This is a genomic window from Roseivirga sp. BDSF3-8 (assembly GCF_041449215.1).
GTDB lineage: Bacteria > Bacteroidota > Bacteroidia > Cytophagales > Cyclobacteriaceae > JBGNFV01.
Genome location: NZ_JBGNFV010000002.1, coordinates 11,618 through 38,225, shown reverse-complemented (window position 1 = coordinate 38,225; position 26,608 = coordinate 11,618). Strand labels below are relative to the sequence as shown.

The following is a 26,608-nucleotide window of genomic DNA, read 5'->3' as shown; positions in this document are numbered from 1 at the left end:
TTTCATACCCGCCCTCGCCCCCGCCCCGGGGTGCCCCCTTTCCCTAATAGAGCGTTACTGCCTACCTTCAACCTATTGAAACTAAGCGATTACTATGATTCGGATCATAACACTACTTTTAGTAAGCCTCCTCCCTGCCTGCCTGTATGCCCAAACCGGGCCTGGTGGGGTAGGTAATGCACAAGGCACCGGAAGCCAGCCTGCAAACAGTATTTGGCTTGATGCAGAATGGTTAGAACTGACCAATGGTGATGCCGTTCAGACCTGGACAGACCGGTCTGGCAATGGGAATGATGCCAGTCAGCCGGCATCTGTACGACGACCCCAATTCCTTACTAATTCATTAAACGGTCATCCGGTTATTCGCTTCGATAATACAGGCGACGCTGACTTTATGCCGATTGATGGTAGTGTAATAGTCAATACAGACTACACCTTATTTATCGTAGCTGCCAGGCGCAGTACCGGCGGGCGTAAGCTATGGATAGGGGGCACTGGTGCAGGCACTAACCAAAACCTGCACGCAGGATGGAATGGCACCAACTTTATGTCCCACCACTACGGCAACGACTTCAATGATCCTATGATAAGTGGTAGCGGTGGTACAGCCGAAGGTACCTTCGGTATATTCATGCATGATCTGGGTTCTTCCCTGGCTACCTTTCAGCGTAAAATCTATCAGAACGGTACCGAGCTTGGAGGCCGTAACAACGGGGAGCAACTTGTATCTTATAGCGGGGCAGCCATTGCCCGGGCATTTACCTCTTACTATGATGTGGATGTAGCCGAGATGATTATCTATGGAGACCACCTTAACCAGGCACGCCGTACCATAGTTGATAATTACCTTAGTGCTAAATACGACATCAGTATCTCTAATGACCGGTTTACAGGAAATAACGGCAATTATACATTTGACCTGGCCGGTATAGGAAAAGAAGCAGATGGTAGCCATACACTGGCTGGCAGTACCGGCTTTTATATAAGTGAAAGAAACGGATCCCTTGATATTGATGGAGAATACCTACTCATTGCCCATGATAATACCCCAAATGCCCGCTCAGCAAGCGGCAATATAAAATCCAGTGGCGCAGAGGCAGGCTGGAGCAGACAGTGGTACCTAGAAAAAACACTGCCTGCCGGTGGCTCCATAGACGCCCGCCTGGCTTTTGATTTCAGGGAAGGCTTCCCGGCTGGTGAATATCCCCAGGAAATAGCCAACTATGTATTATTGTATCGCAGTAATCAAAATGGTCCGTACAGCCAGGTGACTACAGCAGGTAAGGGCATTCAAAACGGCGACCAGCTATACTTTGACCTTAGCAATGCACAGCTTCAAAATGGATACTATACCATAGGTACCCTGGATGAAGCGGAAAGTCCCATTGAAGGCGCCCCGGGTACCACACTTTATTCATACCAGACAGGCAGCTGGAATAATCCGGATAACTGGACTTTCGACCCTGACGGATCCCTCCTGGTCAATCCGGATAATCTGACGCCGGGTATTACCGACAACGTAGTGGTACTCAACGGTCGTACGATGACCATACCAAACAATAATAAAACCCACCTCAGAGTGGAAATCGAACAAGGAGGCATAGTAGACCTCGGCACCACCACAGGTCATAACTTTGGCAGCATAGAAGGAGCAGGTCGTATTAGAATTTCCTCCGACAACATCCCCTCAGGCAACATAAGCGATTTTGCCGCACGCGGTACCGTTGAGTATACAGGCGGGGCGCCGGAAGGCTCCCCGGGGCATTATGATCTTAGTACCAGCCGCAATCTGCATAATGTAATTATTAACCTGTATAACAGTGCCAATGTAGTCAATATTACTGCTGACCTGAGCCTTACCGGAAAGCTCACCGTCACCAATGGTACCCTCATGATTGGGGATGCGACATCTACCCAGATTCGCACCTTGAATTTCACTGATGTGGAAGTTCGTAATGCAGGACAGATCCGGGTAGGCACAGGCAATACCACAGGTAGCTATTCCATTTCGGGTAATAATATGCCTGCCACCGGTGAGTACCACGCTATCTTCCACCAGATTATCATCACGGGTGATTTTATAAATAACGGGCAGGTCAGATTCACTAATCTCAACGCCCCGGTATATAATGAATTTGCCAGTAACGGAGCTGCTACGGTACGCTTTCAGGGTGCACAAAACAACACAGTCACCCTTAACAATACGACAGATTTTTATAACCTCGTAGTTGAGAAAGGGAGTGATAAAACATATGAACTGGATATCTTCGCGGCCGATAAAGCTAATTTTGCGCTATATGGTCCCAACAGCATAGGTAGACGTAGTAACTCCCCTTTTACTTCTGCAGACCCAGAAGTACGTAAAGCACTCTGGATTCGCTATGGCACATTGAAGCTTAGTGGAAATGTATTTATACCCACTCTAAGTGAGGGTGGAGACCGTGGGGGTAATGGAGACTATGCCATTGGCAGCAAAGGAGCCCTATGGATTGCCGGGACAGGCGTAGAGGTATATTCTACTGCCTATGATAATGCCACCAGTGGCAATACACAGGTACCTGACGGAGCAGGCTCCTCAGTAAGGACAAATGGAAGCAACCAGGCTCTTTCAATCTATGGCCGTGTCCGTATCACTGATGGATTCTTAGGTACACGTAACTCAGCCGGTCTTATCTTCTGGTCTGAGGAAAACGGAGAGTTTATAGTAGAAGGTGGAACTGTAGATGTAGCTCAGTGCCGTGCAGCAAGCAGCGGGTCAGGCAGAGCCTCATATATTCAAAACGGAGGCACCGTATATGTCAGAGGTAATGAAGTACCAGGTGGCGGTGAAACATCCGGCACCTACGGTCTTTTTAATATCGAAACCGCTGACGCTGTGTTTACTATGTCCGGTGGCACCCTCTATATAGAAGATAATACAGGTAACGACCCCGGAGGTATAGAAATCTTGAGTGGCTCCGGCAGCTATAATGTAACCGGAGGTAAAGTAGTTGTAAATATAAGAGGTAATACTACCTGCGAAATATCAAGTACGGCCAACTTTTACAATTTTGAACTAACCCGCCGTAATACCAGCAATACGGCACGGGTAGAACTGCAAGGCGATCTTGTGGTAACCAATAATTTTAGCCTTGCATCAAACACAGAGTTTCGCACCATGAATTATGCCCTGACTGTAGGTGGCGACTTCACCATAGCACCAGGAGCAACCTACGCTAATGGAACCTCTGAACTTACCCTTAATGGCAACACCGCACAAAACTTGTCTATTGACGGTACGCTTGCCGATGATTTACATATCCTGAACTTATCCGGTGAAGGCTATAGCCTGAGTGGAAGCGGGGCCTCCCTTACTGTCAATAATGAGCTTAATCTCTATTCAGGGGTACTCGATATAGATACCCATACACTTACCAGCCAGGGCAATATTTTAAATAACGACACTATCACAGCCACCACCGGACGGATAATAGTAACCGGTGGTACCGACCATACCATTGCCGGTGATGGCACAGGCGTTTTTCCTGATTTTGAATTAAACGAAATTAGTAACCTGACTACTCTAACAGCCTCTCAGAAAGTTAGCGGCACGTTATATCTTACATCAGGAATTCTGGATCTGGGCGTATTTGGACTTACAGCAGACAACCTCGCCTCTGATAATCCATCTGACTATGGCCCCGGTACTATGATTCGTACTTCCGGAGCCGGATCAGATTTAGGGCTGCTGCGTCTCATACCTGGTGATGGCACATACTACTATCCGTTGGGTACGAATAGTGGTGGAGTTGACAGGTTTACCCCCGCAAGAATCAACCTGAGCGACGTAAGCGATGAAGGCTATGTGAGAGTGTCCCTTGGTGATGTTGAACTGCCTACCCTTGCACAGCCTCAGGGTGATGCCCTTACCTATTTCTGGCGCGTTGTTCCCTCAGGCTTTAGCACCGTACCTACAGCAAGCTATACCGTATACGCATCTGATGAGGATGACATAGACAGTGGTGCCACCCCCTCTGGCGTAACATCAGGCTGGGTGCCCGGCTTTGTACTCAACGCCTCTCCTTTTTCCCGGACAAGTGAAACTGCAGCAGATATAAGCGGCCTGACATTCTCGCTGAATAATAGCGGCAGTGGATACCCGTTACAGGCTGTAAATATTACCGCCGGAGAAAGCTTCAAGTTTACGGGTAGCCCGGCAATTTATTACAGCCGTCGCGCAGATAATAACGGAAGCTTCGTCTTTAATGACTGGAATGATGCCGCCACATGGTCTACCGACCCTGTACTAAAGCACATGGGTGCACCCGCCTCGGATTATCCAGGTCCCGGGGATGTAGCCGTTATCGGATATGGCAACATTAACCAACCCAGTGCTACTGGTGACGCTTCAGCGCATAGAATAGATGTAAATGGCTCTGTTGAAGTTTCAGCCCTTATTTTCAATTCGAAGCCTGGGGCTGAAGCTGACAGGTTGGATCTTAGCCGGCTTCGTTTCGACAGAAATGAATCAGGCAAACTAGGCTTAGTAAGTGGTGTCGGTGACATTACCCTTCTGATGCGTACAAACGATGCGCCTGACCTTGAGGGAGACTTTGGTGACTTCGTCAATGAGGGCCGTAGCATGTTTGCATACAACTTACAAAATAATGGAGTGGCCGTAATTCCTCCTGACATCAAGCGCTATCCTCAGATAAGACTGAACGGAACTAATAACTTTAACAGCACCATTAAGTGGCAAAATGACTTTACGGCACGCCTTATCGTGGTACAATTAGATGCCAGTCTTGAAGTTGAGGGTACCATGACAGTCACGGACACACTTAGGTTAGGTAATAATGGAAAGGGCAGACTAAGATTTCCCTCTGCTACCGCAGCCACTTATGACATAGGACTGCTCCAATTGGACTCTTATGATAATGATGACAACAACGTTCTCAACATAGACAATGGAAATAACGGCTTACTTCATAAGCTAATCATTCGCAAAGGCATAGAACTCACCGATGGTTCCATAGACCTTTTCACAAATAACACCACAGGGGATAACGTACTTGTTGACTTTAGAGGAAATGGTCGTCTGGAGCTCAATAACTCATCTGGTAGTACTCCGGAGTTTTATCGTATGCATGTGGGATTAGAAAACGGCCTTTCAGACACACTGGTATTTAACTCAAACTTTACTCTGAACGCTTTGGCCGACCAGGCAGAAAAGCCTTTGAGTATAGAAAATGGTCTGGTGATATTTAATCACCCCGATCTTGATATTGATCTGAATGCTGGCGGCAGTGATTTTACAATACCCATTGATGGCGGTCTTACCCTGAGTCAGGGTACAGCCAGGCTCACCGCTGATGGGTATGGTCTGGAATTAAATGGTTTTCTGCGCGTAGAAAATACCGGGCAGCTTTTATTGGATGGAGGTGCAGGCACCGATACCTACCTCGAGTATAGTAATACAGGCACGGCAACTCTCCAGGTAGCAGGTGGTACACTGGTCATTGGCTCACAGTTGAGGAGATTTACCGAGATCGTATCAGGAATCCTTTCTTATGAGCAAACAGGAGGAGCCGTTATGGTAGGCAAGAATGCTGCTCCGGAAAATAACAGAGGTGTGTTCGAGATAATCAACACTGCAAGTGATTTTACCCTCTCAGGAGGCACCCTTACTTTGGTAAGAAGCCAGGATAACGCACAGGTTGCCGCCCTCTATCTTGACCCGGGCAGCTATAACCTGAGCAATAGCGCAGAAATCATTATAGGTAATAATGACACACCCGTCGCTCAGAGTTTTGGTGTATACAGTAATATACCCCTTCAAAACCTTAGCATAAATAGTTTTAACTCCCCAGGTGCCTACACTTACCTTGTACCCCTGGTCATCGAAAATGACCTGAACATCCTGCCGGGAGCAACATACGATGCAAGAGGCCTGTCACTTACCATCGGTGGTGATATGAATAATTCAGGGCTATTCATTCCTGATAATAACACCACCTACTTTAATGGCAATATTCAGGCAATAAACGGTGACACGGACTTTTATAATTTATGGCTGACCCCTAATACTTCTATGAGCCTGACCTCAGGCAGTACAGCCTTGTCTGTAGCAGGAGACCTCACAGTGGCACAAGGTGCATTTTATGATAACAATAACGTTGTAGCCGTATTAGGTAATGTTAGTATAAATGGTGCTCACATTAGCGGAGGTACGGGAGGTTTATTATTAAATGGTGATAGCAAACAGTCCCTTTCAGGCACTGGAACGTATGGCCGTACAGTAATAGACAATCTCAATAAGATACAGGCATCAAATTCACTTACATTTAATAACCAGCTTATATTCCGGAATGGATCATTCGACATCAGAGATAAGCAGCTTACCCTCACTTCATCTGCATCACTGGGAGTGGAAGGAGATGGGTTTTCTACCGATAAAATGATCATTACTAATGGCTCTCAATCAGACCTGGGCATTGTTTATCCTATAAAGACAGGGGCTGGCTCGTATAGTATTCCGCTGGGTATAAGTTTTCCCCAGCAAAAGTATCTGCCTGTAGAGCTATCTGTATCAGGAAACACCACAGCCGGTACATTGAGAGTGGTTCAGGTAAACAACAGCCACCCAACCAGCCTGGATCCTAATAACATGCTGCAGTTTTACTGGGATGTTGAAGCCACTGGCATGAATGATCTGCAGGGTATACTTACATTTAATTATATACAGGAAGATGTACTGCTTAGCGGAAGTAATTCAGAGGCACAATATATCCCGGCTCGTCTGGTAGATACTGACTGGTTTAAGTTTCCTGCCTCCTTTGTGGATGAAGCTGGCAATCAGGTGATTTTCTCTTTGACTGGTAACGATCTTGGGGGCGAATACACAGCAGGCACCAACTCGGCAATACCTGATAATATCAAGATATTTACCTACAGACCCGGTACTAACGGCAACTGGAATAATCAGAATAACTGGAGTGATGATGGAGGGTTCACTTATGGAGCATCTGCCAGCGTTCCAGCCGATGGGCCATCAGGTGCTATCGTCGTTATCCCTGCCAACAGCAGTGTTCAAGCCAACGGAAACCTCCGTCTTGCGCATGAAACCAGGATAGAAGGAAAACTTATAGTGGGTAATTCATACGGACATAGCTTAGGGAAGGTAACGGGCACTGGTACATTATCAATTGGTGGAAACCAACGTGCCACGCTGCCTGCAGGCGATTATAGCCAGTTCTTTTCCTGTAGTGGAGGAGGCCTTGAGTACACCGGAGACCTTGATATAACCGTGGCCCCTGAAGCCAATTCGATCAGGAGACTAATTATCAGCGGTAACGGCACGAAAACTCTCCCCTACTACGGTAATATGGAAATATGTGAAGAGCTGAGAGTAGAGTCAGGCGTCTTAGATAATAGTACAAATGATAATTATCTCAGACTAAAAGGAGATTTAAATATCCTTCCCGGTGCTTCGGTCAATTTTGGTTCTAACAGTTCGCGTATTTATTTCGATGGTACAGGCGATCAATACATTACCGGAGACCTCACTGGCCCCAACGCCATGAATACAGTCTATATAAATAAAGCCTCCGGTGAGGTGATACTTAATGATAACCTTGAGGTCGATAATATTGTGTCTTTCCAAAATGGTAAGATGAGAACTTCTTCCGGTGCTATGCTGATAATGAACTCTCTAAGCAACAGAAATATGGCAGGAAATGCCAATTCTTTTGTGAATGGCCCGATGGGTTTCAGGGTAGTTTCAGGAACTTCCAGGGTTAACCTTCCTGTAGGTAAGGATAATCGATATGCCATGACCATGCTCAACAGCGTTTTCGGCTATTCCGGAAATGCCTTATGGACAGTAGAGTATTTTAACAATAGCCCGGAAGAAGATGGCCTGTCAGAGACAGTAAAAACAGGAGATGAACTTGTTCATGTAAGTGGTAAAGAATACTGGAGGATTGAAGGTCCAACCCCCGGATTTGCAACCATACGTTTGTTCTGGGACGAAGCCTATAGTGAAGTTTCTCCCCTTGAGACAGAGCAGGGAATGTTAAGAATAGCAGAATATACTCCGGAGGGCTGGGTTAGTCGTGGAGGAAATGTCAGGTCTGACTTCAATCACGTTACTGCAACTGACAGAAGTAGTTTTAGTGTGAAATATTTCACCTTTGGTTCTGTAGGCTTTGAAAATCCTTTACCAGTTAATCTGGTGTCATTTACAGGTCAAGTTAAGGATCGTTCGGCAGTTTTGCGCTGGACCACTGCCACTGAAAAAAATAATGATTACTTCGAGGTACAGCACTCTGCTGATGGCACTGATTTTACTACAATTGGTATCGTAGATGGCCAGGGTGATAGTAATGAGTTGATTAACTATTCATTTATTGATCACCAGCCTGTATTATCGAACAACTACTACCGCTTGAAACAAGTGGATTTTGATGGCATGTTTGAGTATTCAAAAGTGATTATTCTCACCCTTCAGCCTAAACCAGGCCAACTGGTAGTTTATCCCAACCCGGGTAATGGAAGTAAGATAACATACAGATTCGATAGCTTTATTGAGCTTGAAAGTGCCAGCCTTATTATCTCAGATATGTATGGCAGGCCTGTTTACTCAAACAGCATATCACCGAACGAACCTATTTTGCTTTCAAATGAAATTAATCTCACTCCGGGGGTTTATGTGTTCACTGTTAGGCAATCAGGTAAATTATATACCCAAAAAGTAGTTATTAAATAAATTCAGTATATATAGAAAAAAGCCTGTGGAGAACTCCACAGGCTTTTTTTGTTATACCTTATTGCTTCTGTGACTATCTCTATCTCATGCTTATCCTAATCAGGGCATCCAGGTCGCGTCCTCTTCCCGCCGGGAGTATAACAGAGCGTTCAGGTGCTCTATGATGCGGGGGGCCGCTTATCTATCCCCGTGGCAGCATGATAGGGCTGGTCATTGCAAAAAGCGTTACCAGCAGTTGCCCATCTTCCACAATGCTGCTCCACTACTCTTTACTTTCCAACTATTCTCCTATCCATTCAAAACTCTAGTTCGTCTATTATATACCCATTCCCTTGCTATCCGCAATGAGTCGTGATCAATTGCGCTTCTATTGTTACACATAATCACCTTACAGCATTCAGGAACGGGTACTCCCTCCATCATAGGATTAATCTGTAACTCTATTGTTCCACTATTCCCTCATTCAAAATTCACTCATTAAAAAAGGTACAACTCAAAGCTCTCTTATTCTGTAATTCAGTTCACTCCTCAGCCGGGTAGTATAGGTACACTCTGGTAAGTATATAAGGCTCCGTATCCATATAGTTTTCGTCCAGCAGCATGATCACCAGCTCCGAGGGATGCTTATCAAACGTTCTGATAAGTTCGGTTTTACTCATTCCCAGTAGCTGTTCTGTGGTATACCACTCCTGCTTCTCCAGATAAGCCGAATCTACCTGAATATAGCCCGGTACTACATCCGTACCCTCAGGTACATAGCTATAATAAAAAAAGCTTACCCAATCATTAAACGTAGAGTCTGATGAAAGTAAGTTAAAATTATAGCTCATCCCTCCATGATAGGGGTATTCCATAGAGGAGTTAGGGTCCATGCTATGTTTATCCTTTATTGAAAACTCCGTGCCAGGGTGATTTTGATAACAGATATATAGGGTGTCTGATTTCTGAGCCCATGCAACTACGGAGGCCAATGTTAGTAATAGATACACTATTGAAGCTTTCATTATCAATGCAGTCAAATCAGCCAGCCCTTAAATGGCAATTGCTATCCTATACGTAAGTCTCAATTTTATAAAACCTCCCTCCTTAGCTTCTCCTGTCAAACTAAGGTCCTGGTTTTTCATTCGTAGGCATCAAAGTCAAAGTAGACTCTTACTAAATATACCTCTTCGCCTTCAGGCTGTGTGGTATCCCAAAGCATAATTACGTTGTCGCTTGAGGAGAATAGCTCAAGAGCCTCTGAATAAGTGTGTTTTTCAAACCAATTTTTCTCATAGAACACCTTTTGATTTAAGGCAGCTATCCTTTCTTTTTTATAAACAAAAGGTTGGGCTTTTGCATCCAAAGGGTTGCTGGAATAGTAAAATCTCAAATTTTTGCCTTCTATTTCAAAAACGTAAATAGTTAAGCTACTATCAGGAAAAGCATTCAAAGAATCACCTTTACTGGCAAAAGGATACAAAACCTCACTTCCAGGATATTTATCATATTTTATAAACAACGTATCCGTTTGAGCCATTACCGGCACTGTAAAAGCGACTAATAATAGGGTGGTTACAAATAGTCTACTGACAATCATAGCTTGATATTTCCCGATATGCTAAGGTGATATAGCCTGTGTTTTCAATCTACTTCCCGTATGCTGTGTCATCTTCATTAAGGCCTTTCCTCTTAAGCTCCTTTACTTTCATTCGTAGGCACCAAAGTCAAAGTAGACTCTTACTAAATATACCTCTTCGCCTTCAGGCTGTGAGGTATCCCATAGCATGAGTACTTTTTCATTATGATTAAACGATGGATGAAAGGTACGTATAATGTCCTGGTAGGGCATATTTTTAATGGCCTGTGCAGTTAGCCATGTTTTTTCAGCTAAGTAACTGGAATCTACTTTTATATAGGAAAAAGGGCTGGAAGAATCCTCAGGGGTATAAGAAGAAAATATCCAATAGACTGAATGATTATGTGGAGTTACAATAAGCCTGTACCCGTGCAGACCGTTAAAAGGAAAAAAAACCTCCGGATGTGGATCCATGGGGTGCTTCTCAATCTCATCGTGATGAAATACATCCGATTTCTCAAACCGTATAAATAGCGTATCGCTTTCAGCTTGCCCGTATGTAGGTAAGGTACATACTATCAAGAGCAATAAAAGCAGTATGTTCTTAGTACCTAAATGTTGAGCCATTGCGTTAGTTTGGAAGGGGTATGCAGGCTGAGTCATTCCTCAGCCGAGTAGTATAAATATACTCTTGTAAGTATATAAGGCTCCGTATCCATATAGTTTTCGTCCAGCAGCATGATCACCAGCTCCGAGGGACGCTTATCAAACGTTCTGATAAGTTCGGTTTTACTCATTCCCAGTAGCTGTTCTGTGGTATACCAATCCTGCTTCTCCAGATAAGCCGAATCTACCTGAATATAGCCCGGCTGTGAATCTAAGCCCTGTGGCATGTAGCTAGAGTAATAGAAAAGAATTGAGCTTTCTGTCTGGGACCCATTCAATGTTAAAAAATAATTCATGCCTCCATGGTAGGGGTATTCCATGGAGGGGTTAGGGTCCTGGGAGTGCTTTTCACTTTCTTGAAAGGTGAAATTTGGGTGAGATTTAAAATAAATGTACAGTGTATCTGACTTATCAAATGCCTCAACAGAAATAGACATACATAGCGCGATAAAACTCAATAATATAACTTTCATCACTTACACTTATAGGTTGCACTTTCCATATCCACAGACTTTACGTAAATTAAATACTCTTCATTAAGACCTTTTTCTTCAATCTCTTCATTAAATGTTTTGGTCTTGTGAAGTCCTTCCCAAGCCATGTAATACAGTAACTTGTCCCAGTCAAATGGCTCCCCATTAATATATTCTTGCCCTATAAAATTAATAAAAAGTTCAGACATAAGGTATGGTTTGAGTTCCCTAAGTCCCTCTACCATGTAAGTGATATAATTTTGCGCCATAAATTCATGCTGCCAGTGTCCTCCATCTACAAAATATACATCTCCATGGAGTCTGTAAAACTCCCATAAAGCAGTAAAATCGTCAGGAGCTGGATTTGAAGCACTAAATTCATTAAACGCCTCTATTCCCCCAACTTCATTTAGTTTAGCGTATAGCTCAGCATGAATTAATTCGTGTAAAATTGTACGAGCTATCGAAAGCTTAGACCGGTATAGTTTATTCTTAGCCCCCTAAATAACTGGACAATGAATTCTACAAGTTAACTTTACTAACTTGTATCTCAAATGAAACGAAGACACTGGACCGCTGAACAGAAGCTTCAGATTCTTTTAGAAGCAGAAAAGGAAGGCATTACAGCCACCATCCGCAAGCACGGTATCTATAGCAATACTTTCTATCAATGGAAGGAAAAGTATGATACTGGTGGCATAGATGCCCTAGCCAGCAAGCATTATAAAGTAGACCCTGAGCTTAAGCGCTTGCAAAAGGAAAACCAGCAGTTAAAAGAGATGCTGGCTGAAAAAGAACTGGCCCTGCGCATTAAAGAAGAGCTTTTAAAAAAAAGCACTGCCAAAAAGCGTACAGGCTCATGATTGCTCAAAAGTATATTAACCTGGGTTATGCTACATATAAAGTGCTGCCTTTATGTGGCCTGAGTAGAAGCTCTTATTACTATCAATCTAAGACAGGCAAGAGAGGGCGTAAAGTAAGCCAACATACCCTGAGCCATGATGGTATTCTTTACAGCAATGCCTATGTGCTGGAGCGGATCGAATGGCTCTTAAGCCAGGAGTTTATTGATTATGGTTATGAGAAGGTAGCGGCCTGGTTGAAAAACACCGAAAGGCTCGTTATCAACGAGAAAAAAGTTTATCGGCTCATGAAGCAGGCTCGCTTGCTCAGTCAGCGCATTAGGCGCAACAAACGTGGCAAACGCATTGCTCAGGATCTTCTTCCTAGCCCGGAAGCAGCTTTTCAATGCCTGCAGACCGATATCAAGTATATCTATATTCACGGTCAGCATCGTAATGCGCTGCTAATTACCGTATTGGATGTATACTCCCGGGGAGTATTAGGCTACAGGTTGGCCTGGAGCGTGACCAAGCACCAGGTGATCGAACTAATGAAAGAAATACTTTACCATTACCAGTTACCTGAAAAAGCAACCTTACGAACCGATAACGGTAGTCAGTTTGAGGCAGGGCTATTTCGGGAATACCTAAAGGAAATGGCCATCGAGCATGAGTTCACGCATGTAGCTACACCGCAGGAGAACTGCTATATTGAGTCCTTTCATTCCATCATAGAAAGCGCCGTATGCTCAAAATATGAGTTCGAGGACCTGCAGGAAGCAAAGGAGACCTTCAATCGCTTTATGAACTTTTACAACCACGAGCGTCTACATGGCAGCCTTGGAAAACAAGCGCCCAGTCAGTTCCTTAAAAGAACAAACAGCGCCAAGAAACTACGTAACTTGCCACTGGAACAGACAACAGATGGTAAGCTAAAACTAACAACTCAACTTGTAGAATCTTAGTCCTATTTTTAAGGGGTTAGGACAGTTTTGTATTGTTTACCTCAATTAAAATCTCTGTGCCCTTATTGAATGTTCTGCCATTAATAGAATCACCCAGTGGCTGTATGTCCAGGCATAACTCCGCTACAGGTTGGTCGCCTGTAAAGCGGGTAAGCGTCTCATACCCAACATTATGCTCCCGCATGATATCCCATATTCCTTTAACGCATTCATTGGCAGCAAAATTTTCTTCCAGGCAGATATCCTCTTCCCATTGGTCAGCGAGGTATTCATAGGGGCTGCGCGTATCCTCCTCCATGCCAATTGGTTCACCGGCACACTCTTCCACAAGGGCATCGTCGCCTTCGCAAACTTTTTTATCAGGATATTCAGGGGCATCACAAGCAGTCCGCATAGCTTCCTCCTTTTTATATCCGTCTTCAATGGGGTATAGCGAAATCACAGGGCCTGAATCTCCGGTACCCCCTTTATCCTCTTCACGATCTATTGGCTCTTCAGAGCCACCGCTACTGCCTCCTCCGGAGGACCCATTCGGGTCTGGGTCGGTTCCTGGTAGAGGCTCCGGGTATTCCCCAAAGTCACCCGTACCTATGGGCTCGTACCCATCTCCGCCTGCATAGTTACCTCCACCATCTGCCCCACTGCCATCGTTACATGCTACCCGTGCATTCACATCGTTCCGCAGTTTATGGCCATATAGTGTACCCTTGCCATCTATCATGTCCAGATAGTAAAAGGTAAAACCATCCAGGGTAGTGAAGTTTATTCGGCCTGTGTATTCGCCTTTAGGCATTTGCCCTTCAGTTTCTACTACCCAGGTCGTGTCGGGCATATAGGTTATAGTATAGGCAGTAAGGGTACCGTCCGGGCCTTCTCTCAATACCAGATTGCGCGTAGCCAGGGAAGGTGAGGGTGCTTGCAATAGGAAACTGTACCGTTTGGTACCACTTCTATGGTCTGTTACCTTCGTGGCAGTTTCCAATATTACCTGCCCCACATGAGTGTTTAGGGTGCGGCCATTCGCTGATTGGTCCACGTATAGCATTTCATGCAGCTTTTCCATCAGGCCGGGCTCTTCTGCAGGGACTATTCGTATGTGTTCTACGGATTGTATTTCCGGAGATGAGCTATCAGGCTGTGGTGCCACAAGCTCTCCTTCCTGCTGGCAGCCGTAGCTTACTATGGCCAGGGTAGCTATCCATACATAGCAGATGCGCTTCATTGGTTGATCGGTTGGTAGTGCACTACCAATATACCCCTGCCGGCTTGCCCTCAAAAGCTTTAATATCATTTATTTTCTAATGATAAACAGGGCTTGACAAATGTCTATTCCTGTTAGATAACAGGGCTGTAATACACCACCATTGTATCTGCTTTGTCTGATATTTTTAGTTCCCGGGGTCGGTAGGTCCTGTAGGGTTTGCCTATGGCGTCAGTCCTGGCTTTTATATTGGGTACTTACAAAATCCAGCGGTTCCACTGCCTGCCATAACGTATGCGGCTCTTTGGTCACGGCATTCAGGTCCATGGCGATGAGCCCCCCATTTCGCTTGCTTGTCCATACGAGGTCCGTGTAGTCCCGGGGCTTAGGGGCTTTTTCCCACTCTTCATAGTGTTTATTGATTTCCTTTATCGTCACCACGGGGTAGTAAAGGCCTTTCAAGTTGTTTCTATCAGTATTTTCTAAAAAGTGTACGTACTCCACCTTGGCCTCAGAAAAATCGCAGCTTATTATCTCGTTTTCAAAGCGCAACTCATACCACCCTTTAAACGAACAGTCCGTAAACCAGGCCTTCCAGTTGCCCCCTGATTGCTTTGTATGGGCCCATATCAGGCAATTGTCAAACCTGCATTCATTCGTCATGTGAATAGTATACTGCGCAGAGCACTTTATCCGGATCACGCAGTCCTTGAAGTAACACCCCATAAATGAGCCTACCACGTCTTTCGCCTCTAATGTGACTTCCTTATTGGTTATTTTCTCATTATATCTTTGGTGTAACAGGGTGCCATTAACCTCCTTATTCGGGGCTAACATTTCTTTAGATGGTTGAATCATATATTATTAAATAGGCCTATAATTTCATTAATCCGGGCACTGATCCGAATAGCTGCCAAAACAGTCTGTTCAGTTTTTCCAAATCAGGCAAACATCTAAAATAGTATTTTCCATTTCAAAATTCACTCATTACACCCTGCTATTTGCCGCGAGTAGTGATCAATCGTGACTCAACAGGTATATATGATTGCCTTACAGGATTCAGGAACAGGCGTCATTCTATTATGTACTAACTTAACAATGCTATTATTCACCCATATGCCTTCTGCTATCCGCCGCAAGTCGCGATCAATCGCGACTCTACTGGTATATATATGATTGCTTTACCGCAATACCGGAACAGGCATCATTCCAGTACTTCATCTTTCATTCATTAAAAAGGCCGCCCGCTTAGTAGCAGACGGCCTCTTATTTAATTAAATGGTTATGTGTTTACCCAAACAGGGCATCCAGGTCTTCCTCATCGAGTGAGGCGCCGGCAAAGTCTGACGGGGTAAAGTGGATGTCGTCCTCTTCCCGCAGGTGCCTCAGCAGGGCCTTCAGGTGCTCTATGAAGCCGGCGGCCAGTTTATCTGCCGTGGCGGCATCATGGGCCTGCTCATTGTAGATAAGTGTTACCGTCAGTTGTCCGTCTGTCACGATGCTGTTCCACTCCAGCCAGGTACTCATGTGGTTTTCAGGCGCTGAATCCAGGGCGAGTTCCTGGTTTTCGTAGCTGAAGAGGTCATTGCCGGAGGTGACGTCAAGCTGACCAAGGTAGTTGAACCTGATGGCTGGATTGTGTGCTGGCAGGGGATCATCAGAAAGGTAGCGACCAACGCCATAGCCGAGGCCATGATTGGGTACCTGTCTGAGCTGCTCTTTTATGCCTTTGATGTGGCTGCCTGTGTCATCTCCTTTGAGGGAGAGGGTCACGGGATACATGGCGGTGAACCAACCTACGGTCCGGGAGGTATTTACCTCTTCCAGGTGGCGGCCGTGGTTCTCATGCTCTACGGTGAATTCATCGGCCCCTGTCCACTCCTTCAGGGTCAGGGCGAGGGCGGTATTGAGTAGTACGGGCACATCGGTATTATATGCAGCGTGTGCCTCCTGCAGCAGGTAGCTGGTATCCTCAGCATCCAGCGCTACGGTATGGCTCTTCTGGTGGGCCATCGCGGCATCGGGATTATCTGTCTGCATGGGAATGGGGGCAGCCACGGTCTGGTTTTGCCAGTAGGCTTCTTCCTCTGGGGTCAGGGTATAATCAGCCAGTGCAGCAGACCAGTCTTTTAGTGAGGCTGTCTTGGGGAAGGTGGGCACCCGGCCTTCTTTACGGGCCTGACAGGCATCTTGCAGGTCCTGCAGTATGATGCGCCAGGAAATGCCATCCACGACAAGGTGGTGGGCCATAAGGAGCAGCCGGTCCGGCTGTCCGGCCTGCTGGATATAGGTCATGCTTATCATGAGGGAGGTGCTCAGGTCGAACCGGCTGAGCAGGTGCTCTTTTACTTTAGCCACTGTCTCTCCCTGTTCAAGTACAAATTTATCGACCACCGCGCGCTGCTGCAGGTGGCTGTTATTAATATACAGGCCGTTTGTCTCCGTGTGTACATTCAGCCGCAGGCCGTCATGCTGCAGTACGAGGTCATTGAAAGCCTCTTCCAGTACAGACAGATCGGCCTGGTTGGTGAGGGTGACTTCGGCTTTAGAGAAGTGCGACATGCTTTTGCCACCGAATAGTCTGTGTGTGCTGCCAGCAGTAGGCCAAAATGCCTATAAATAGCCATTTATAATAATATGAATTTATAAGAAATTATAGGTAAAACACAGTATAATGAAAAACCTGCAATACATATCTCTCACAATTCCTGTTCTACTGGTGGTGTACCTTTATCTGTTCACTACCTGTAACCCTTCACAACCTGCCACCACGCCGGGCTACCGCATGCTTGACCCTTCGGTGTTATCACTGGAGGAGCTATACCTGCCGCTGGGTGAAACGGGGCTGGTGGTAAAAGTGGAAAGCACACAAACGGACCTGCGCCTTCCATTACCGGATGGCCCGAACATGGTCCTGCCTGAGACGATCAGACTGTTTCGCCTGGATAAGAATGAAGGGAAATGGACTCTGGTACCGGCCTCTAAGTACCATGCCGGCTCGGAAGAGGTGGTGGTGCCCGAGCTGGGAAAAGGACTTTACATAGCTGCGGGTTGGTCGGCAAACCCTGCGGAGAATGTACTGCAGCGCCTGATCTATGACTGGGGACAGGGGGTTTCGCCTAAAATACCTGAGTCGGTAGCGGCCAACCTGGGTCTGACTTCCCGGTGAGCTGGAGAGCTTGAATGCTGTTAGTATTGAGCTGTATGAGCAGTTTATACCAGCGCTGACGGTATGCAGGACCTTTAATGATACGGTATGTAACCGGGTGGCCTGCGGTGGAAACCTGCCGCGAATAGAAGAGAGCTGCCCTACGGAATGCCCGGCTCCCCGATGTTGCTCCTGTAAAACAATTACCCTGCGCGACAGGCTGGCGCTGCCGGTGGACTTTATCAATTATATGAATCCATGCAGAGCGGTACTGCCGGAGCGGTGTGGGATATGCCCGCTGGCATTGAGCTGCCCGGATGGCCCTTACCGGAATATAGAGCGCATACGGCCGACGCTGAACCCTCCGGATTACGGTATTTACCGTGAGCTGGGGATGGGGAGCCTGCTGGAGAATGAAGAGATGCGGGAAAGCCTGCACCGCCTTACGGAACTGGTCACTAACAGGCGCTATCCTGTACCACCTCCATGGCCTGATCAGAACAGTGAGGCGAGGTAGATCACGCCGAATATCCATCCGATATAGAGCATGGTGTAGAGGAGGGAGTAGCCTATGCTTTTAAGGGCATTTCCCTCACACTCAGGCGACTTTTTAAAAATAAGTCTTAGTGACCTGATGATGACCCAGTAAATGGCCAGGAAAATGAAGACGATGCCTGACCATATGAAAGGCAGAATAAAGATGAGCACAAAGACTACGACTATAGTGGCTACTATCCAGAATAAAAAAGCGCCGATGGGGTTATCGCCACCGCCCATGTCGGGTAGAAAATCGCTGCCCCCTCCCACGTCAGGAAGGAATTTCTTTGACTTGCGCCAGGTGAGGTGGAGTTTGTGGCTATAATCGTCTTTCACATTAAGCCCGTTATACAGGGAAACGAGCAGAAACAGGAAAAAGCAGGTGGCGAGTACCCCGAATGAGATATAGGAGTTTGCCAGCAGGCTGCGGTGAGACTCGATGCCTGTGAAGTATACGGTGATGACTGTAATGGCTACGGTGGCCAGGACTGACAGAAGTATGGTCTTGCCGTAAAGGAGTTTTCTGGAGGTTTTCAAGGGTACTTTGTTTCAGGCTTTGAAATAGCGAATGTCCATGGTGACGTCTTTGTTGCCGTGCATGTCTTTATTGACCTTCACATTGACAGGCTCATACCTGATATTGTAGGTACGGAGTACGGTATTCATTATATAGAGCTTGTCATCCGCTTCTTTAAGTACTTTCTTAAAGGTGAAAACGGGGGTGACTGCCTGCCTGAGAAGGACGAGGCCTATGACCATAATGAGAAAGGGTAAGGTGAAAATCCAGCCAACGGCCCAGGCTGCCTGCATAAGGATATAGCCGGCACCGAAGGCGAGCAGGCTAAAGAGGAGGTAGATGAAAAGGTGGAAGATGGCGGGCACTTTTTCGGCAAGGGCAAGGTACCTGGCTTCATTTAGTGCTTTGAGGTTCGTTTCGAGCTCCGTCGTTATGGATATATCATCGCAGGTTAGACTGAAGGCAGGCTTATTCCCGGTAAGGCTACAGTAGGCACCGGTGAGGCCGTCCATATGGCGGTTTTCACAAATGGCACAGTGATGAAAAGGGGTAATAGCGGGCATATCATGTATTTAGGTTCATTACAAATATATCAATATAGATAATACATAAAAAACGATGCTATACAAGCCTGCCTGAAACTACAGGGGCTTCCTGGTGGTTATTTCAATAAAGGCGGTTAAAAACCACTGTGATGGCACCCATATTATAGTATGTACTAACACCGCAGCTATGAGCTACAAGAACGCGCGCCTACTCCTCACCTACCTGGAACTGACCCCGGTTACTTACACGCTTTATGACTTGTTGAACCCCTCCCTGATATCCCTTTCGAACCCTTCGAATCTGCTGGGGTATTCGAAAAAAGAAATAAAGGGCTTTAGCGAAAATTACTTTGAGAAGATCATTCACCCGGCAGACTTTCCCCGGGTGAAAGATAATCTGGAAAAGATAAAACATTCCGGCTGTGATGAAGAAATCACGAACCGGTTTCGTATGCTGCACCGAGACGGGCATTATATATGGTTACAGTCTTACTACCGGGTGATGGAGGCGGAAGGGGGTGTAGCGACGAAGGTAGCTGCTGCCACGGAGGACATAACGGACCGTGTGGAACTGGAGGAGCAACTAAGGGAAGCTACCGACCGGCTGAACGACCTGAGCTACCGTGACTCGCACCTGCTTAGGGCACCGGTAGCGAATATCATCGGACTGGTGGACCTGGTGGAAAAAGAGGGGCTGATCAATGAAGCGAACCGGGTGATTGTGCATCACCTTAAAAGAACGGTGGAAAAGCTTGACGGGGTGATAAGGGACATCTACCATAAAAGTGAAAGCCCTTTGTAGTAGGGTCTTTATTCAGATAGCACAACCTATCAGGCTGAACCGGCGCGTAGACGCTCCTGCGGCATACTGTGATTTAGAAAAACAGCCTACATGTAATTATTGAGGTGTAAGGGAAATGCGCATGATATCATACGCCTCCCGGGTGTCTTCATTCTTGTGAAAATACAAGAAAACAGGCCCTTACGGTTATGGTCAGTTACTTATAGGATACCCACGGGATACCCACAGGATAGGCATAGGATCACCCTTACTTAGATTATGGGTATAATACAAACAGGCTGGGTCATGCAGCCTTTGAAATCCTGCCCTTACCTAGTTCATCAACACGCTTAGCAGGCCTGGTGAAGTGGCAACCTGGCCTTGCGTGCAGCTCTGTACTCAACATTTTAGCAATGAGGGGGTTCTGAAAGCAACGAAAGTGAGCGTATGAGTAATATAAATGTAGAGACAGCGAGGGGGCATGATGCGAGTAAACCAAGGCACTTACCGGGTAAGGGCTGGAAAGATATAGGCAAGCGGGTACTGGATCAGTTGAAAAAGGACCATGTGCAGATCACGGCAGCCGGAGTGGCTTTTTACTTCTTCCTGGCCATTTTCCCCACGATAGCGGCGGCAGTTTCTATCTATGGGCTGGTGATGGAGCCTGCCGAGGTAGAACAGCAAATAAGCCAGGCGACGGCTGCACTGCCTCCGCAGGCCAGCGACATGCTATCGGGTATATTGGAAAAGACGGCTTCTAAACCGGGGAGTACGCTGGGGTGGAGCCTGGTGCTTAGTATTCTGCTGAGCTTATGGAGTGCTAATAAGGGGACATCGGCCTTATTTGAGGGAGTAAATATCGCCTATGACGAGCTGGATGAGCGGAATTTTCTTAAAAAATATGGCATCACACTACTTTTTACGCTGGGGGGTATCCTGATAGGCTTTATTTGCCTTTCCCTGGTAGCGGGTTTCCCGGCTTTGGTGGATAGTATTAATCTGCCGGTGGTGGCGGAGAACCTGATCAACTGGCTAAGGTGGCCTCTGCTATTGGTGATCCTCATCTTTTCACTAAGCCTGCTGTATAAAATAGCGCCTGACCGTGACAATGCTGAGCTACGCTGGGTAAGCTGGGGGGCGGTATTGGCGGCCTTTTTATGGATAGGGGCTTCTCTCCTATTCAGCTTATATGTAAGTAATTTCGGTAGCTATGACCAGACGTACGGCAGCTTTGCAGCGGTGATCATACTGATGATGTGGTTCTTTATTACGGCTTTTGTGATCCTGCTGGGAGCAGAAGTAAACTCGGAAATGGAGCACCAGACGCGCTATGACACAACGGTGGGTATGGATGAGCCTATGGGGGCCCGAGGGGCTTATCATGCGGATCATGTGGCGGGTAAGGATATTGAAAGCTAGTCGACCTATGCCCCTTTCTTGTAGCCCCTGGCATTATGCCAATACATAAAAATGAAAAAGCCGCCCACCAGGTGGCAGACGGCTTTCGATGTAAACGAGACTCCGTATCAGAAGGAGCCTCTTACCGATAAGATAAGGTTACGGCCTGCGCCGGCCAGTCCTGAACTGTAGGGGCGGTAGCGCTGGTCGGTAATATTTTCAAGGCCTGCACTGACACTGAGATGGCTGGAAAAACGGTACAGTGCCTTAAGGTTGAGGGTATACCATCCGGGGGCGTAGGGGTTGCCGTTATCATCCAGGGCGTATATCTCTGTTTTGCCGCGTTCTTCGCGTGCAAGGTCGTCGTACTCAACGGTGCCGTTATAAAGGGCGTAGGCCTGGAGATTTAGCTTGCCGCGGTTATAGCTGAGGCGCGTAACGCCAAACCAGGGGGCGGCATGGCGGCTGGGGCTGGTGGTGCCGTCGTCCAGCTCTTCCTCGCCATTCTGGTAATTAAAATCAGAGGTGAGGCGGAGGTTATCGCTAAGCTGGACTTCGATACCGGCCTGTATACCGTATACGCGGGCTACGGAGGCATTTTGTATGGCCTGTACCTTGCTGAGCACACCATCATATACGATACTGTCCATGCCACTGAGGGTAAAGTCGCGGCGTACAAGGGCATTTTCGAGCCAGGTATGGAAAACGGTGACATCGGCCTTGAGAAATTCACCAAACACCTTCGCGGCGCTTATTTCTGCATTGTAGGCATATTCGGCATCGAGGTTGGGGTTAGGCACGACCACGGCTCCGGGCTCTGAGTCAAATACTTTGCCCACATCATCTACATTGGGGGAACGGAAGCCGGTGGCCATACTGGCTTTGAGCACCCAGCTATCTGTAGGACGATAGACGGTACCGAGGCTGCCGGTCAGGGACCCGTTATGCAGTTCGGCTTCTGTAAAGGGAAGGGGGTAGAAGGTGTCATCAAAGGTGGCATCGAGGCTGAAGCGGTTATATCGCAGGCCTGCCTGTAGCATGACTTTATCACTGGCCTGGTACTCATCTGTCACGTATGCCCCATACGAAGCCCAGCTGGCATCGGGGTAGCGGGCAGGGCCGGGAGTGGTGGTACCGGTCTCTATGTTCTCGTTCACGCCGGTACTGGTAACATCATTGAGCACGTACTCTGCTCCATAAAACAGGGTGTGTCCGTCTCCGAGGTTTTTCTGCAGATCGAGATTAGCGGAATAGGCCTCTACTTCTTCCGTTCTTATCTCCCGCTGGGGGTCGTTGAGGTTACGGCTGATGCGACTCTCTTCAAATGACTGTTGGGCGAGCCGGATGGTGATCTGGTCATACATGCCTGTGGGGGCCAGGTGGTTGGCACTGAGATTGTTCATCATCCACTTCTGGGGGCCGTAGTTCCACTCGGCATAGCGGGGCAGCCCGTTGCGGGTACGCTGGTGACGGTCGTAGCGGCCGTATTCGGAGGTCTGGCTGTAGTGGAAGCCATACTGCAGGTCCCAGTCTTTGGAGGGACTAAAGCGTACCTTTTGCATGAAATTATCCTGCGAGTAGCCGGATGGCCGCTGTATCTCGGGGTCGTCATTGTCTATCACGACATCGGTGCCGTTTCGCCGTTCTACGTAAAAGGGGTTAAGGTAGTCATCAGGCCCATTGCTACCCATGCGCAGATCGTCATAGTCGGTATGGGTATAGCTGGTGACGAATGCCCACTTTTTAAGGCCGATGTTGAGATCGAGGTGGCCGGTCATCTCGTTATTGGCGGTGGCGTATCGGGCAGCGGCATTACCGGCCACCAGGGTATTGCCATCCACGCCGAACTCAGCGTCTATTGTCTGAAAGCTCATAACGCCTCCTATGGCATCGCTGCCGTATATGACTGACCCGGGACCGAAGAAGATCTCGGTATTTTCGATGGCAAAGGGATCCAGGGAGATAACGTTCTGGATATTGCCGCCTCGGAAAATGGCGGTGTTCATGCGTACGCCGTCTACGGTATAGAGGAGGCGATTGGTGGCAAAGCCGCGTATCATGGGGCTGCCTCCGCCCTGCTGGCTTTTCTGAATGAACACCTCACCGGATAGACCAAGCAGGTCGGCAGCGGTCTGAGGGTTCTGCAGGGCCACTTCCCTGGGGGTGATGGAGGTAATGCGGGAGGGGATGTCTGAGGAGACCTGGTTCCACCGGGTACCTGAAACGATGACAGCATCAAGGTCGAGGCTGCTTTGCTTCAGGCTGATGAGGGGATCGGCCACCAGTTGCTGATAGCTGCGTGTGAGGCCTTCATAGCCAATAAAACTTATGCGGATATCCTCGAGCCCTTGGAAGGTGGAGATATCGGCCTGACCACGGCTATTGGTGGTCACGAATGCGCGTGGGTTCTGGCTTAACAGGACGACCATCTCAAGGGGTTCGCCTGTTTCGGAGTCCTGAATCGTCACTACCTGTGCTTCTGCCAGACATGGCAAAGCAAGCAGCAACAGAAAAAGGTATATACTCTTCATGTACTGATTCGATTTTTTAAAAAATTATAGGATAGAGGAATAGGCACGGAAGCAGACGCTGCTTACATGGACGGACAGGAACAATATGTTGCTATCCGGATGCTTCAGGCGCTACCGGCACAAGACGGGGCATTATAGGCCCCTAAAGGTAAATCGGATCAGGCCATACGGGGAGGGGGAACGGGAGGAGGCTGGTTTATCTGGCAATAAGTCCTCAGGTATGGAAGGTTACTTTTTACATCGGATGACCAGGCACCGGCCTGCCACTGAGCAGGGATGGTATGGTATAATGAAAAATAGAAGTCGAGAAGTTGCTGTTGCCTGTGGCGCTGATTATGGTCCTGCCCGAAGGCTTTGCGTGCGAGTGTGGTAAGCTGCTGCTCCAGTTCGGTCTCTTCTGAGTCCCACCAGCACCAGTAGGTGACGGAGTCGCCCTGTACCACAGAATCGACGACATCATACATCTGGCCCTGATAAGCAAACTCTCTGGCATGTTTCCACCTGAGCTGTTGCTTAGCTTCCTGATGTGAAAAGGTAAGGCTGACAAGCTGCTCCTTATCCACGCCATGCATGAGCATACGCTTTACCTCCTTGCGCACCACCGCCTTACGGTGTTGCAGCCAGAGGCAGGTGCACATACCGGGAAGTATGAGACACATGAGGAGAATGATGCCGGCAGCTCTGCTTTTCAATGGAACAAGGTATGCTGCGAATATTAAAAAAATAATGCAGAGGGTTAATGAGTTTTATATCAGCGGTGGCTGCAGGGTATGATTTTAAAACGGGGTGTTTTGGGGGCTGGTAGGAATATAGCAGGTGGTGCCCTTTCCCTACGTAGCGTGGTGCTTCACTCGGCTTTACCGGGGGAAAGGAGTTTTTGGGGTAGGCTGCGTGCCTACGGCACTTAGGGTGGATTGTGATTTATGGGGCTACAAAGGCGGCGTCCCGATGGGACTGGCCTAGCTTAGGTTATGAACAGATGAACAGTATACAGACTGGGGTAATAGATGAAACAGTGGTGAAGCGCCCTTTCCGGCCGCGAGTTGGCTTTTGAGGGAAGGTAACTACTGCTCTTCGAAGTTACTTTCTTGGGTACGTATGCGTACTGCCGCGGCCACCTTTCCCTACCTAGCGTGGTGCTTCACTTAGCTTCACCGGGGGAAAGGAATTTTGAGGTAGGCTGCGTGCCTACGGCACTTAGGGTGGATTGTGATTTGTTGGGCTACAAAGGCTGGGTCCCGATGGGACTGGCCTCGCTTAGGTATTGAACAGATAAACAGTATACAGACTGGGGTAATAGATGAAACAGTGGTGAGGCGCCCTTTCCGGCCGCGAGTTGGCTTTGAGGGAAGGTAACTGTTACTCTTCGAAGTTACTTTCTGTGGTACGTATGCGTACTGTCGCGGCCACCTTTCCCTACGTAGGGTTGTGCTTCACTCAGCTTCACCGGGGGAAAGGAATTTTTTTTGGACGTTGGACTCTCCCACAGACAGGCTCCTTTGCCTGAGTGCTATTAGTTCCCTGATGCTAAATAGTATGCCGGCTGTGGTAATGAGCTGGAAGAGTCGCATGGCTCCCTTGCCGGCAAGGTGTAGAATGGAATCCTGTAGCAGGTACACACATACACCTCCGGCCAATACTAACAATATGGCAAGGGGCAGTACGACCATAAGCTGGTGCCGGAGCTTTTCGGCGGCACGGCGGCGCTCAGTTTCCTGCTGCACGATGCGCTGCATGAGGTCCGGAGTAAAACTCTCCCGGGTATGCACAGCACTCATTTTCATGAGGTTCTTAAATGATGATTCGTTCATAAGAGGTCTTTTACTTCTTTTCCTACCAGTTGTTCCAGTTTTTTCATCATGTTTTTGCGCCCGCGATGAAGACAGACCTTGATCTTGGGCTTGCCAAACCGGGTAATATGGGCTATTTCGGGTATCTGCAGTTCGTGGAGGTAAAAGAGCCTGAGCACGAGGGCCTCATCTGCACTAAGCCGGTCGAGGGCCAGTTGGACATACTTCTGCTGGTCTTCTTCTTTCATAGGCTTTGGCTGTGTGCTGCCATATACCTGTCCAGGCTGCAGGGTTTCGGTCTTCTTTAGATACCTGGCGCTCTTGAGGGCGTTATAGCTGGTATTGACCACTATGCGGTAGAGCCAACTGGAAAAGGCGGCTTCCTCCCGAAACCCGCCAATGCTGTGGTATACGCGCATAAAGGCATCCTGCAGCACATCCTGGGCGAGGGCGGTGTCTTTGAGAATGGAAACGGCCAGGGAGAGGGAGGGGTCTTTATACCGGTCTACCAGGTCTCCGAAGGCCTGTTGGTCTCCCTCTTTTGCCCGCTGTACCAGTGCGCTATCTGGTACCGTTGTGGCCACTTTCCTGCTTTCTCCTGACTGAATGGGCGAGTATAAGGCCGAGACCTCCGAAAATAAGAATGGTGGCCCATACAAGGAGGTCCATGGCATCTTCGGAGAGGGGCATGAGGGTAAATATGCTTGAGACGCCCAGGCCGGTCCCCAGGCCGAGCAGTACGCAGCCGTATTCGAGGTATTTGTATTGATTACCCGGGCGCTGGCTTTCCTCCCCTTGCTCAATACGGGCTTTTTGGATGAGGTAGTTGTATTTGCTGACTATGTACACAACGAGTACGATGCTTAGGGAAAGCGAGGCGCCGAGGACTATGGCGTGAGTTTCATTCATC

The 26,608-nt window shown here is 47.7% G+C and carries 22 protein-coding genes; 7 read left to right on the top strand and 15 right to left on the bottom strand.

The window, feature by feature from the left end:
* Positions 1-94 precede the first annotated feature (94 nt).
* On the top strand, positions 95-8,746 hold the full coding sequence (locus AB9P05_RS23835) for a T9SS type A sorting domain-containing protein (RefSeq protein WP_371911411.1): 8,652 nt from the start codon (positions 95-97) through the stop codon (positions 8,744-8,746).
* 521 nt (positions 8,747-9,267) lie between these two features.
* Here AB9P05_RS23835 and AB9P05_RS23830 read toward each other — a convergent pair.
* The 5 genes from AB9P05_RS23830 to AB9P05_RS23810 form a co-directional block, all read right to left on the bottom strand.
* The gene (locus tag AB9P05_RS23830) at positions 9,268-9,750 is read right to left on the bottom strand and encodes a hypothetical protein (RefSeq protein ID WP_371911410.1); all 483 of its coding nucleotides are present in this window, start codon (positions 9,748-9,750) and stop codon (positions 9,268-9,270) included.
* 116 nt (positions 9,751-9,866) lie between these two features.
* Positions 9,867-10,325 carry a hypothetical protein gene (locus AB9P05_RS23825; protein WP_371911409.1) on the bottom strand — a complete coding sequence of 153 codons (459 nt, stop codon included), beginning with the start codon at positions 10,323-10,325 and terminating at the stop codon, positions 9,867-9,869.
* Positions 10,326-10,433: 108 nt separating this feature from the next.
* Positions 10,434-10,931, bottom strand: coding sequence for a hypothetical protein (locus AB9P05_RS23820; protein WP_371911408.1), 498 nt, complete (start codon positions 10,929-10,931; stop codon positions 10,434-10,436).
* A 32-nt stretch (positions 10,932-10,963) separates the two neighbouring features.
* Positions 10,964-11,443, bottom strand: a complete 480-nt coding sequence (locus AB9P05_RS23815; RefSeq protein ID WP_371911407.1) for a hypothetical protein — start codon at positions 11,441-11,443, stop codon at positions 10,964-10,966.
* On the bottom strand, positions 11,443-11,688 hold the full coding sequence (locus AB9P05_RS23810; protein ID WP_371911406.1) for a hypothetical protein: 246 nt from the start codon (positions 11,686-11,688) through the stop codon (positions 11,443-11,445). Before AB9P05_RS23810 ends, AB9P05_RS23815 begins: the two co-directional genes overlap by 1 nt.
* A 309-nt stretch (positions 11,689-11,997) precedes the next feature.
* On the opposite strand from AB9P05_RS23810, the gene AB9P05_RS23805 reads away from it, so the two are divergent.
* Positions 11,998-12,306: a transposase gene (locus AB9P05_RS23805; protein ID WP_371909474.1), complete on the top strand. Its 309-nt coding sequence runs from the start codon at positions 11,998-12,000 to the stop codon at positions 12,304-12,306.
* The gene (locus AB9P05_RS23800) at positions 12,303-13,250 is read left to right on the top strand and encodes an IS3 family transposase (protein WP_371910198.1); all 948 of its coding nucleotides are present in this window, start codon (positions 12,303-12,305) and stop codon (positions 13,248-13,250) included. Before AB9P05_RS23805 ends, AB9P05_RS23800 begins: the two co-directional genes overlap by 4 nt.
* A 16-nt stretch (positions 13,251-13,266) precedes the next feature.
* Here the strand turns inward: AB9P05_RS23800 and AB9P05_RS23795 are convergent, their stop codons facing one another.
* The 3 genes from AB9P05_RS23795 to AB9P05_RS23785 all read right to left on the bottom strand — a co-directional run bounded on the left by AB9P05_RS23795 (position 13,267) and on the right by AB9P05_RS23785 (position 17,013).
* Complete coding sequence (locus AB9P05_RS23795) at positions 13,267-14,472, bottom strand: hypothetical protein (protein WP_371911405.1); 1,206 nt, start codon at positions 14,470-14,472, stop codon at positions 13,267-13,269.
* Between the two features lie 210 nt (positions 14,473-14,682).
* Positions 14,683-15,309, bottom strand: a complete 627-nt coding sequence (locus tag AB9P05_RS23790; RefSeq protein WP_371911404.1) for a hypothetical protein — start codon at positions 15,307-15,309, stop codon at positions 14,683-14,685.
* Positions 15,310-15,741: 432 nt separating this feature from the next.
* Entirely contained in the window at positions 15,742-17,013 is a 1,272-nt protein-coding gene (locus tag AB9P05_RS23785) for a condensation domain-containing protein (RefSeq protein WP_371911403.1), read from the bottom strand.
* A 112-nt stretch (positions 17,014-17,125) separates the two neighbouring features.
* Here AB9P05_RS23785 and AB9P05_RS23780 point away from each other — a divergent pair, with 112 nt between their 5' ends.
* Together AB9P05_RS23780 and AB9P05_RS23775 are read left to right on the top strand one after the other, a co-directional pair.
* Positions 17,126-17,620 carry a hypothetical protein gene (locus tag AB9P05_RS23780; RefSeq protein WP_371911402.1) on the top strand — a complete coding sequence of 165 codons (495 nt, stop codon included), beginning with the start codon at positions 17,126-17,128 and terminating at the stop codon, positions 17,618-17,620.
* A 10-nt stretch (positions 17,621-17,630) separates the two neighbouring features.
* A complete protein-coding gene (locus tag AB9P05_RS23775) occupies positions 17,631-18,116 on the top strand; it encodes a hypothetical protein (protein WP_371911401.1) in 486 nt (161 codons plus the stop codon).
* Here the strand turns inward: AB9P05_RS23775 and AB9P05_RS23770 are convergent.
* Positions 18,095-18,673, bottom strand: a complete 579-nt coding sequence (locus AB9P05_RS23770) for a hypothetical protein (protein ID WP_371911400.1) — start codon at positions 18,671-18,673, stop codon at positions 18,095-18,097. The two genes, AB9P05_RS23775 and AB9P05_RS23770, sit on opposite strands and share 22 nt — an antisense overlap.
* Before the next feature lie 12 nt (positions 18,674-18,685).
* A complete protein-coding gene (locus AB9P05_RS23765) occupies positions 18,686-19,216 on the bottom strand; it encodes a hypothetical protein (protein ID WP_371911399.1) in 531 nt (176 codons plus the stop codon).
* Positions 19,217-19,385: 169 nt separating this feature from the next.
* Here AB9P05_RS23765 and AB9P05_RS23760 point away from each other — a divergent pair, with 169 nt between their 5' ends.
* Both AB9P05_RS23760 and AB9P05_RS23755 read left to right on the top strand, forming a co-directional pair.
* Entirely contained in the window at positions 19,386-20,000 is a 615-nt protein-coding gene (locus AB9P05_RS23760; protein WP_371911398.1) for a PAS domain-containing protein, read from the top strand.
* Between the two features lie 426 nt (positions 20,001-20,426).
* Positions 20,427-21,398 carry a YihY/virulence factor BrkB family protein gene (locus AB9P05_RS23755; protein ID WP_371911397.1) on the top strand — a complete coding sequence of 324 codons (972 nt, stop codon included), beginning with the start codon at positions 20,427-20,429 and terminating at the stop codon, positions 21,396-21,398.
* Between the two features lie 107 nt (positions 21,399-21,505).
* Here the strand turns inward: AB9P05_RS23755 and AB9P05_RS23750 are convergent, their stop codons facing one another.
* The 5 genes from AB9P05_RS23750 to AB9P05_RS23730 form a co-directional block, all read right to left on the bottom strand.
* On the bottom strand, positions 21,506-23,908 hold the full coding sequence (locus AB9P05_RS23750; RefSeq protein WP_371911396.1) for a TonB-dependent receptor domain-containing protein: 2,403 nt from the start codon (positions 23,906-23,908) through the stop codon (positions 21,506-21,508).
* Between the two features lie 158 nt (positions 23,909-24,066).
* Complete coding sequence (locus tag AB9P05_RS23745) at positions 24,067-24,600, bottom strand: hypothetical protein (protein ID WP_371911395.1); 534 nt, start codon at positions 24,598-24,600, stop codon at positions 24,067-24,069.
* 741 nt (positions 24,601-25,341) lie between these two features.
* Entirely contained in the window at positions 25,342-25,719 is a 378-nt protein-coding gene (locus AB9P05_RS23740; protein WP_371911394.1) for a hypothetical protein, read from the bottom strand.
* Positions 25,716-26,282 carry an RNA polymerase sigma factor gene (locus AB9P05_RS23735; protein ID WP_371911393.1) on the bottom strand — a complete coding sequence of 189 codons (567 nt, stop codon included), beginning with the start codon at positions 26,280-26,282 and terminating at the stop codon, positions 25,716-25,718. Before AB9P05_RS23735 ends, AB9P05_RS23740 begins: the two co-directional genes overlap by 4 nt.
* On the bottom strand, positions 26,260-26,607 hold the full coding sequence (locus AB9P05_RS23730) for a DUF6249 domain-containing protein (RefSeq protein ID WP_371911392.1): 348 nt from the start codon (positions 26,605-26,607) through the stop codon (positions 26,260-26,262). Before AB9P05_RS23730 ends, AB9P05_RS23735 begins: the two co-directional genes overlap by 23 nt.
* Between the last annotated feature and the right edge of the window lies 1 nt (position 26,608).

Excerpts from the sequence above, each read along its gene's own strand:
- AB9P05_RS23835 (WP_371911411.1), top strand. The coding sequence starts at position 95 with ATGATTCGGATCATAACACTACTTTTAGTAAGCCTCCTCCCTGCCTGC.
- AB9P05_RS23830 (WP_371911410.1), bottom strand. The coding sequence starts at position 9,750 with ATGAAAGCTTCAATAGTGTATCTATTACTAACATTGGCCTCCGTAGTT.
- AB9P05_RS23825 (WP_371911409.1), bottom strand. The coding sequence starts at position 10,325 with ATGATTGTCAGTAGACTATTTGTAACCACCCTATTATTAGTCGCTTTT.
- AB9P05_RS23820 (WP_371911408.1), bottom strand. The coding sequence starts at position 10,931 with ATGGCTCAACATTTAGGTACTAAGAACATACTGCTTTTATTGCTCTTG.
- AB9P05_RS23815 (WP_371911407.1), bottom strand. The coding sequence starts at position 11,443 with ATGAAAGTTATATTATTGAGTTTTATCGCGCTATGTATGTCTATTTCT.
- AB9P05_RS23810 (WP_371911406.1), bottom strand. The coding sequence starts at position 11,688 with ATGGTAGAGGGACTTAGGGAACTCAAACCATACCTTATGTCTGAACTT.
- AB9P05_RS23805 (WP_371909474.1), top strand. The coding sequence starts at position 11,998 with ATGAAACGAAGACACTGGACCGCTGAACAGAAGCTTCAGATTCTTTTA.
- AB9P05_RS23800 (WP_371910198.1), top strand. The coding sequence starts at position 12,303 with ATGATTGCTCAAAAGTATATTAACCTGGGTTATGCTACATATAAAGTG.
- AB9P05_RS23795 (WP_371911405.1), bottom strand. The coding sequence starts at position 14,472 with ATGAAGCGCATCTGCTATGTATGGATAGCTACCCTGGCCATAGTAAGC.
- AB9P05_RS23790 (WP_371911404.1), bottom strand. The coding sequence starts at position 15,309 with ATGATTCAACCATCTAAAGAAATGTTAGCCCCGAATAAGGAGGTTAAT.
- AB9P05_RS23785 (WP_371911403.1), bottom strand. The coding sequence starts at position 17,013 with ATGTCGCACTTCTCTAAAGCCGAAGTCACCCTCACCAACCAGGCCGAT.
- AB9P05_RS23780 (WP_371911402.1), top strand. The coding sequence starts at position 17,126 with ATGAAAAACCTGCAATACATATCTCTCACAATTCCTGTTCTACTGGTG.
- AB9P05_RS23765 (WP_371911399.1), bottom strand. The coding sequence starts at position 19,216 with ATGCCCGCTATTACCCCTTTTCATCACTGTGCCATTTGTGAAAACCGC.
- AB9P05_RS23760 (WP_371911398.1), top strand. The coding sequence starts at position 19,386 with ATGAGCTACAAGAACGCGCGCCTACTCCTCACCTACCTGGAACTGACC.
- AB9P05_RS23755 (WP_371911397.1), top strand. The coding sequence starts at position 20,427 with ATGAGTAATATAAATGTAGAGACAGCGAGGGGGCATGATGCGAGTAAA.
- AB9P05_RS23750 (WP_371911396.1), bottom strand. The coding sequence starts at position 23,908 with ATGAAGAGTATATACCTTTTTCTGTTGCTGCTTGCTTTGCCATGTCTG.
- AB9P05_RS23740 (WP_371911394.1), bottom strand. The coding sequence starts at position 25,719 with ATGAACGAATCATCATTTAAGAACCTCATGAAAATGAGTGCTGTGCAT.
- AB9P05_RS23730 (WP_371911392.1), bottom strand. The coding sequence starts at position 26,607 with ATGAATGAAACTCACGCCATAGTCCTCGGCGCCTCGCTTTCCCTAAGC.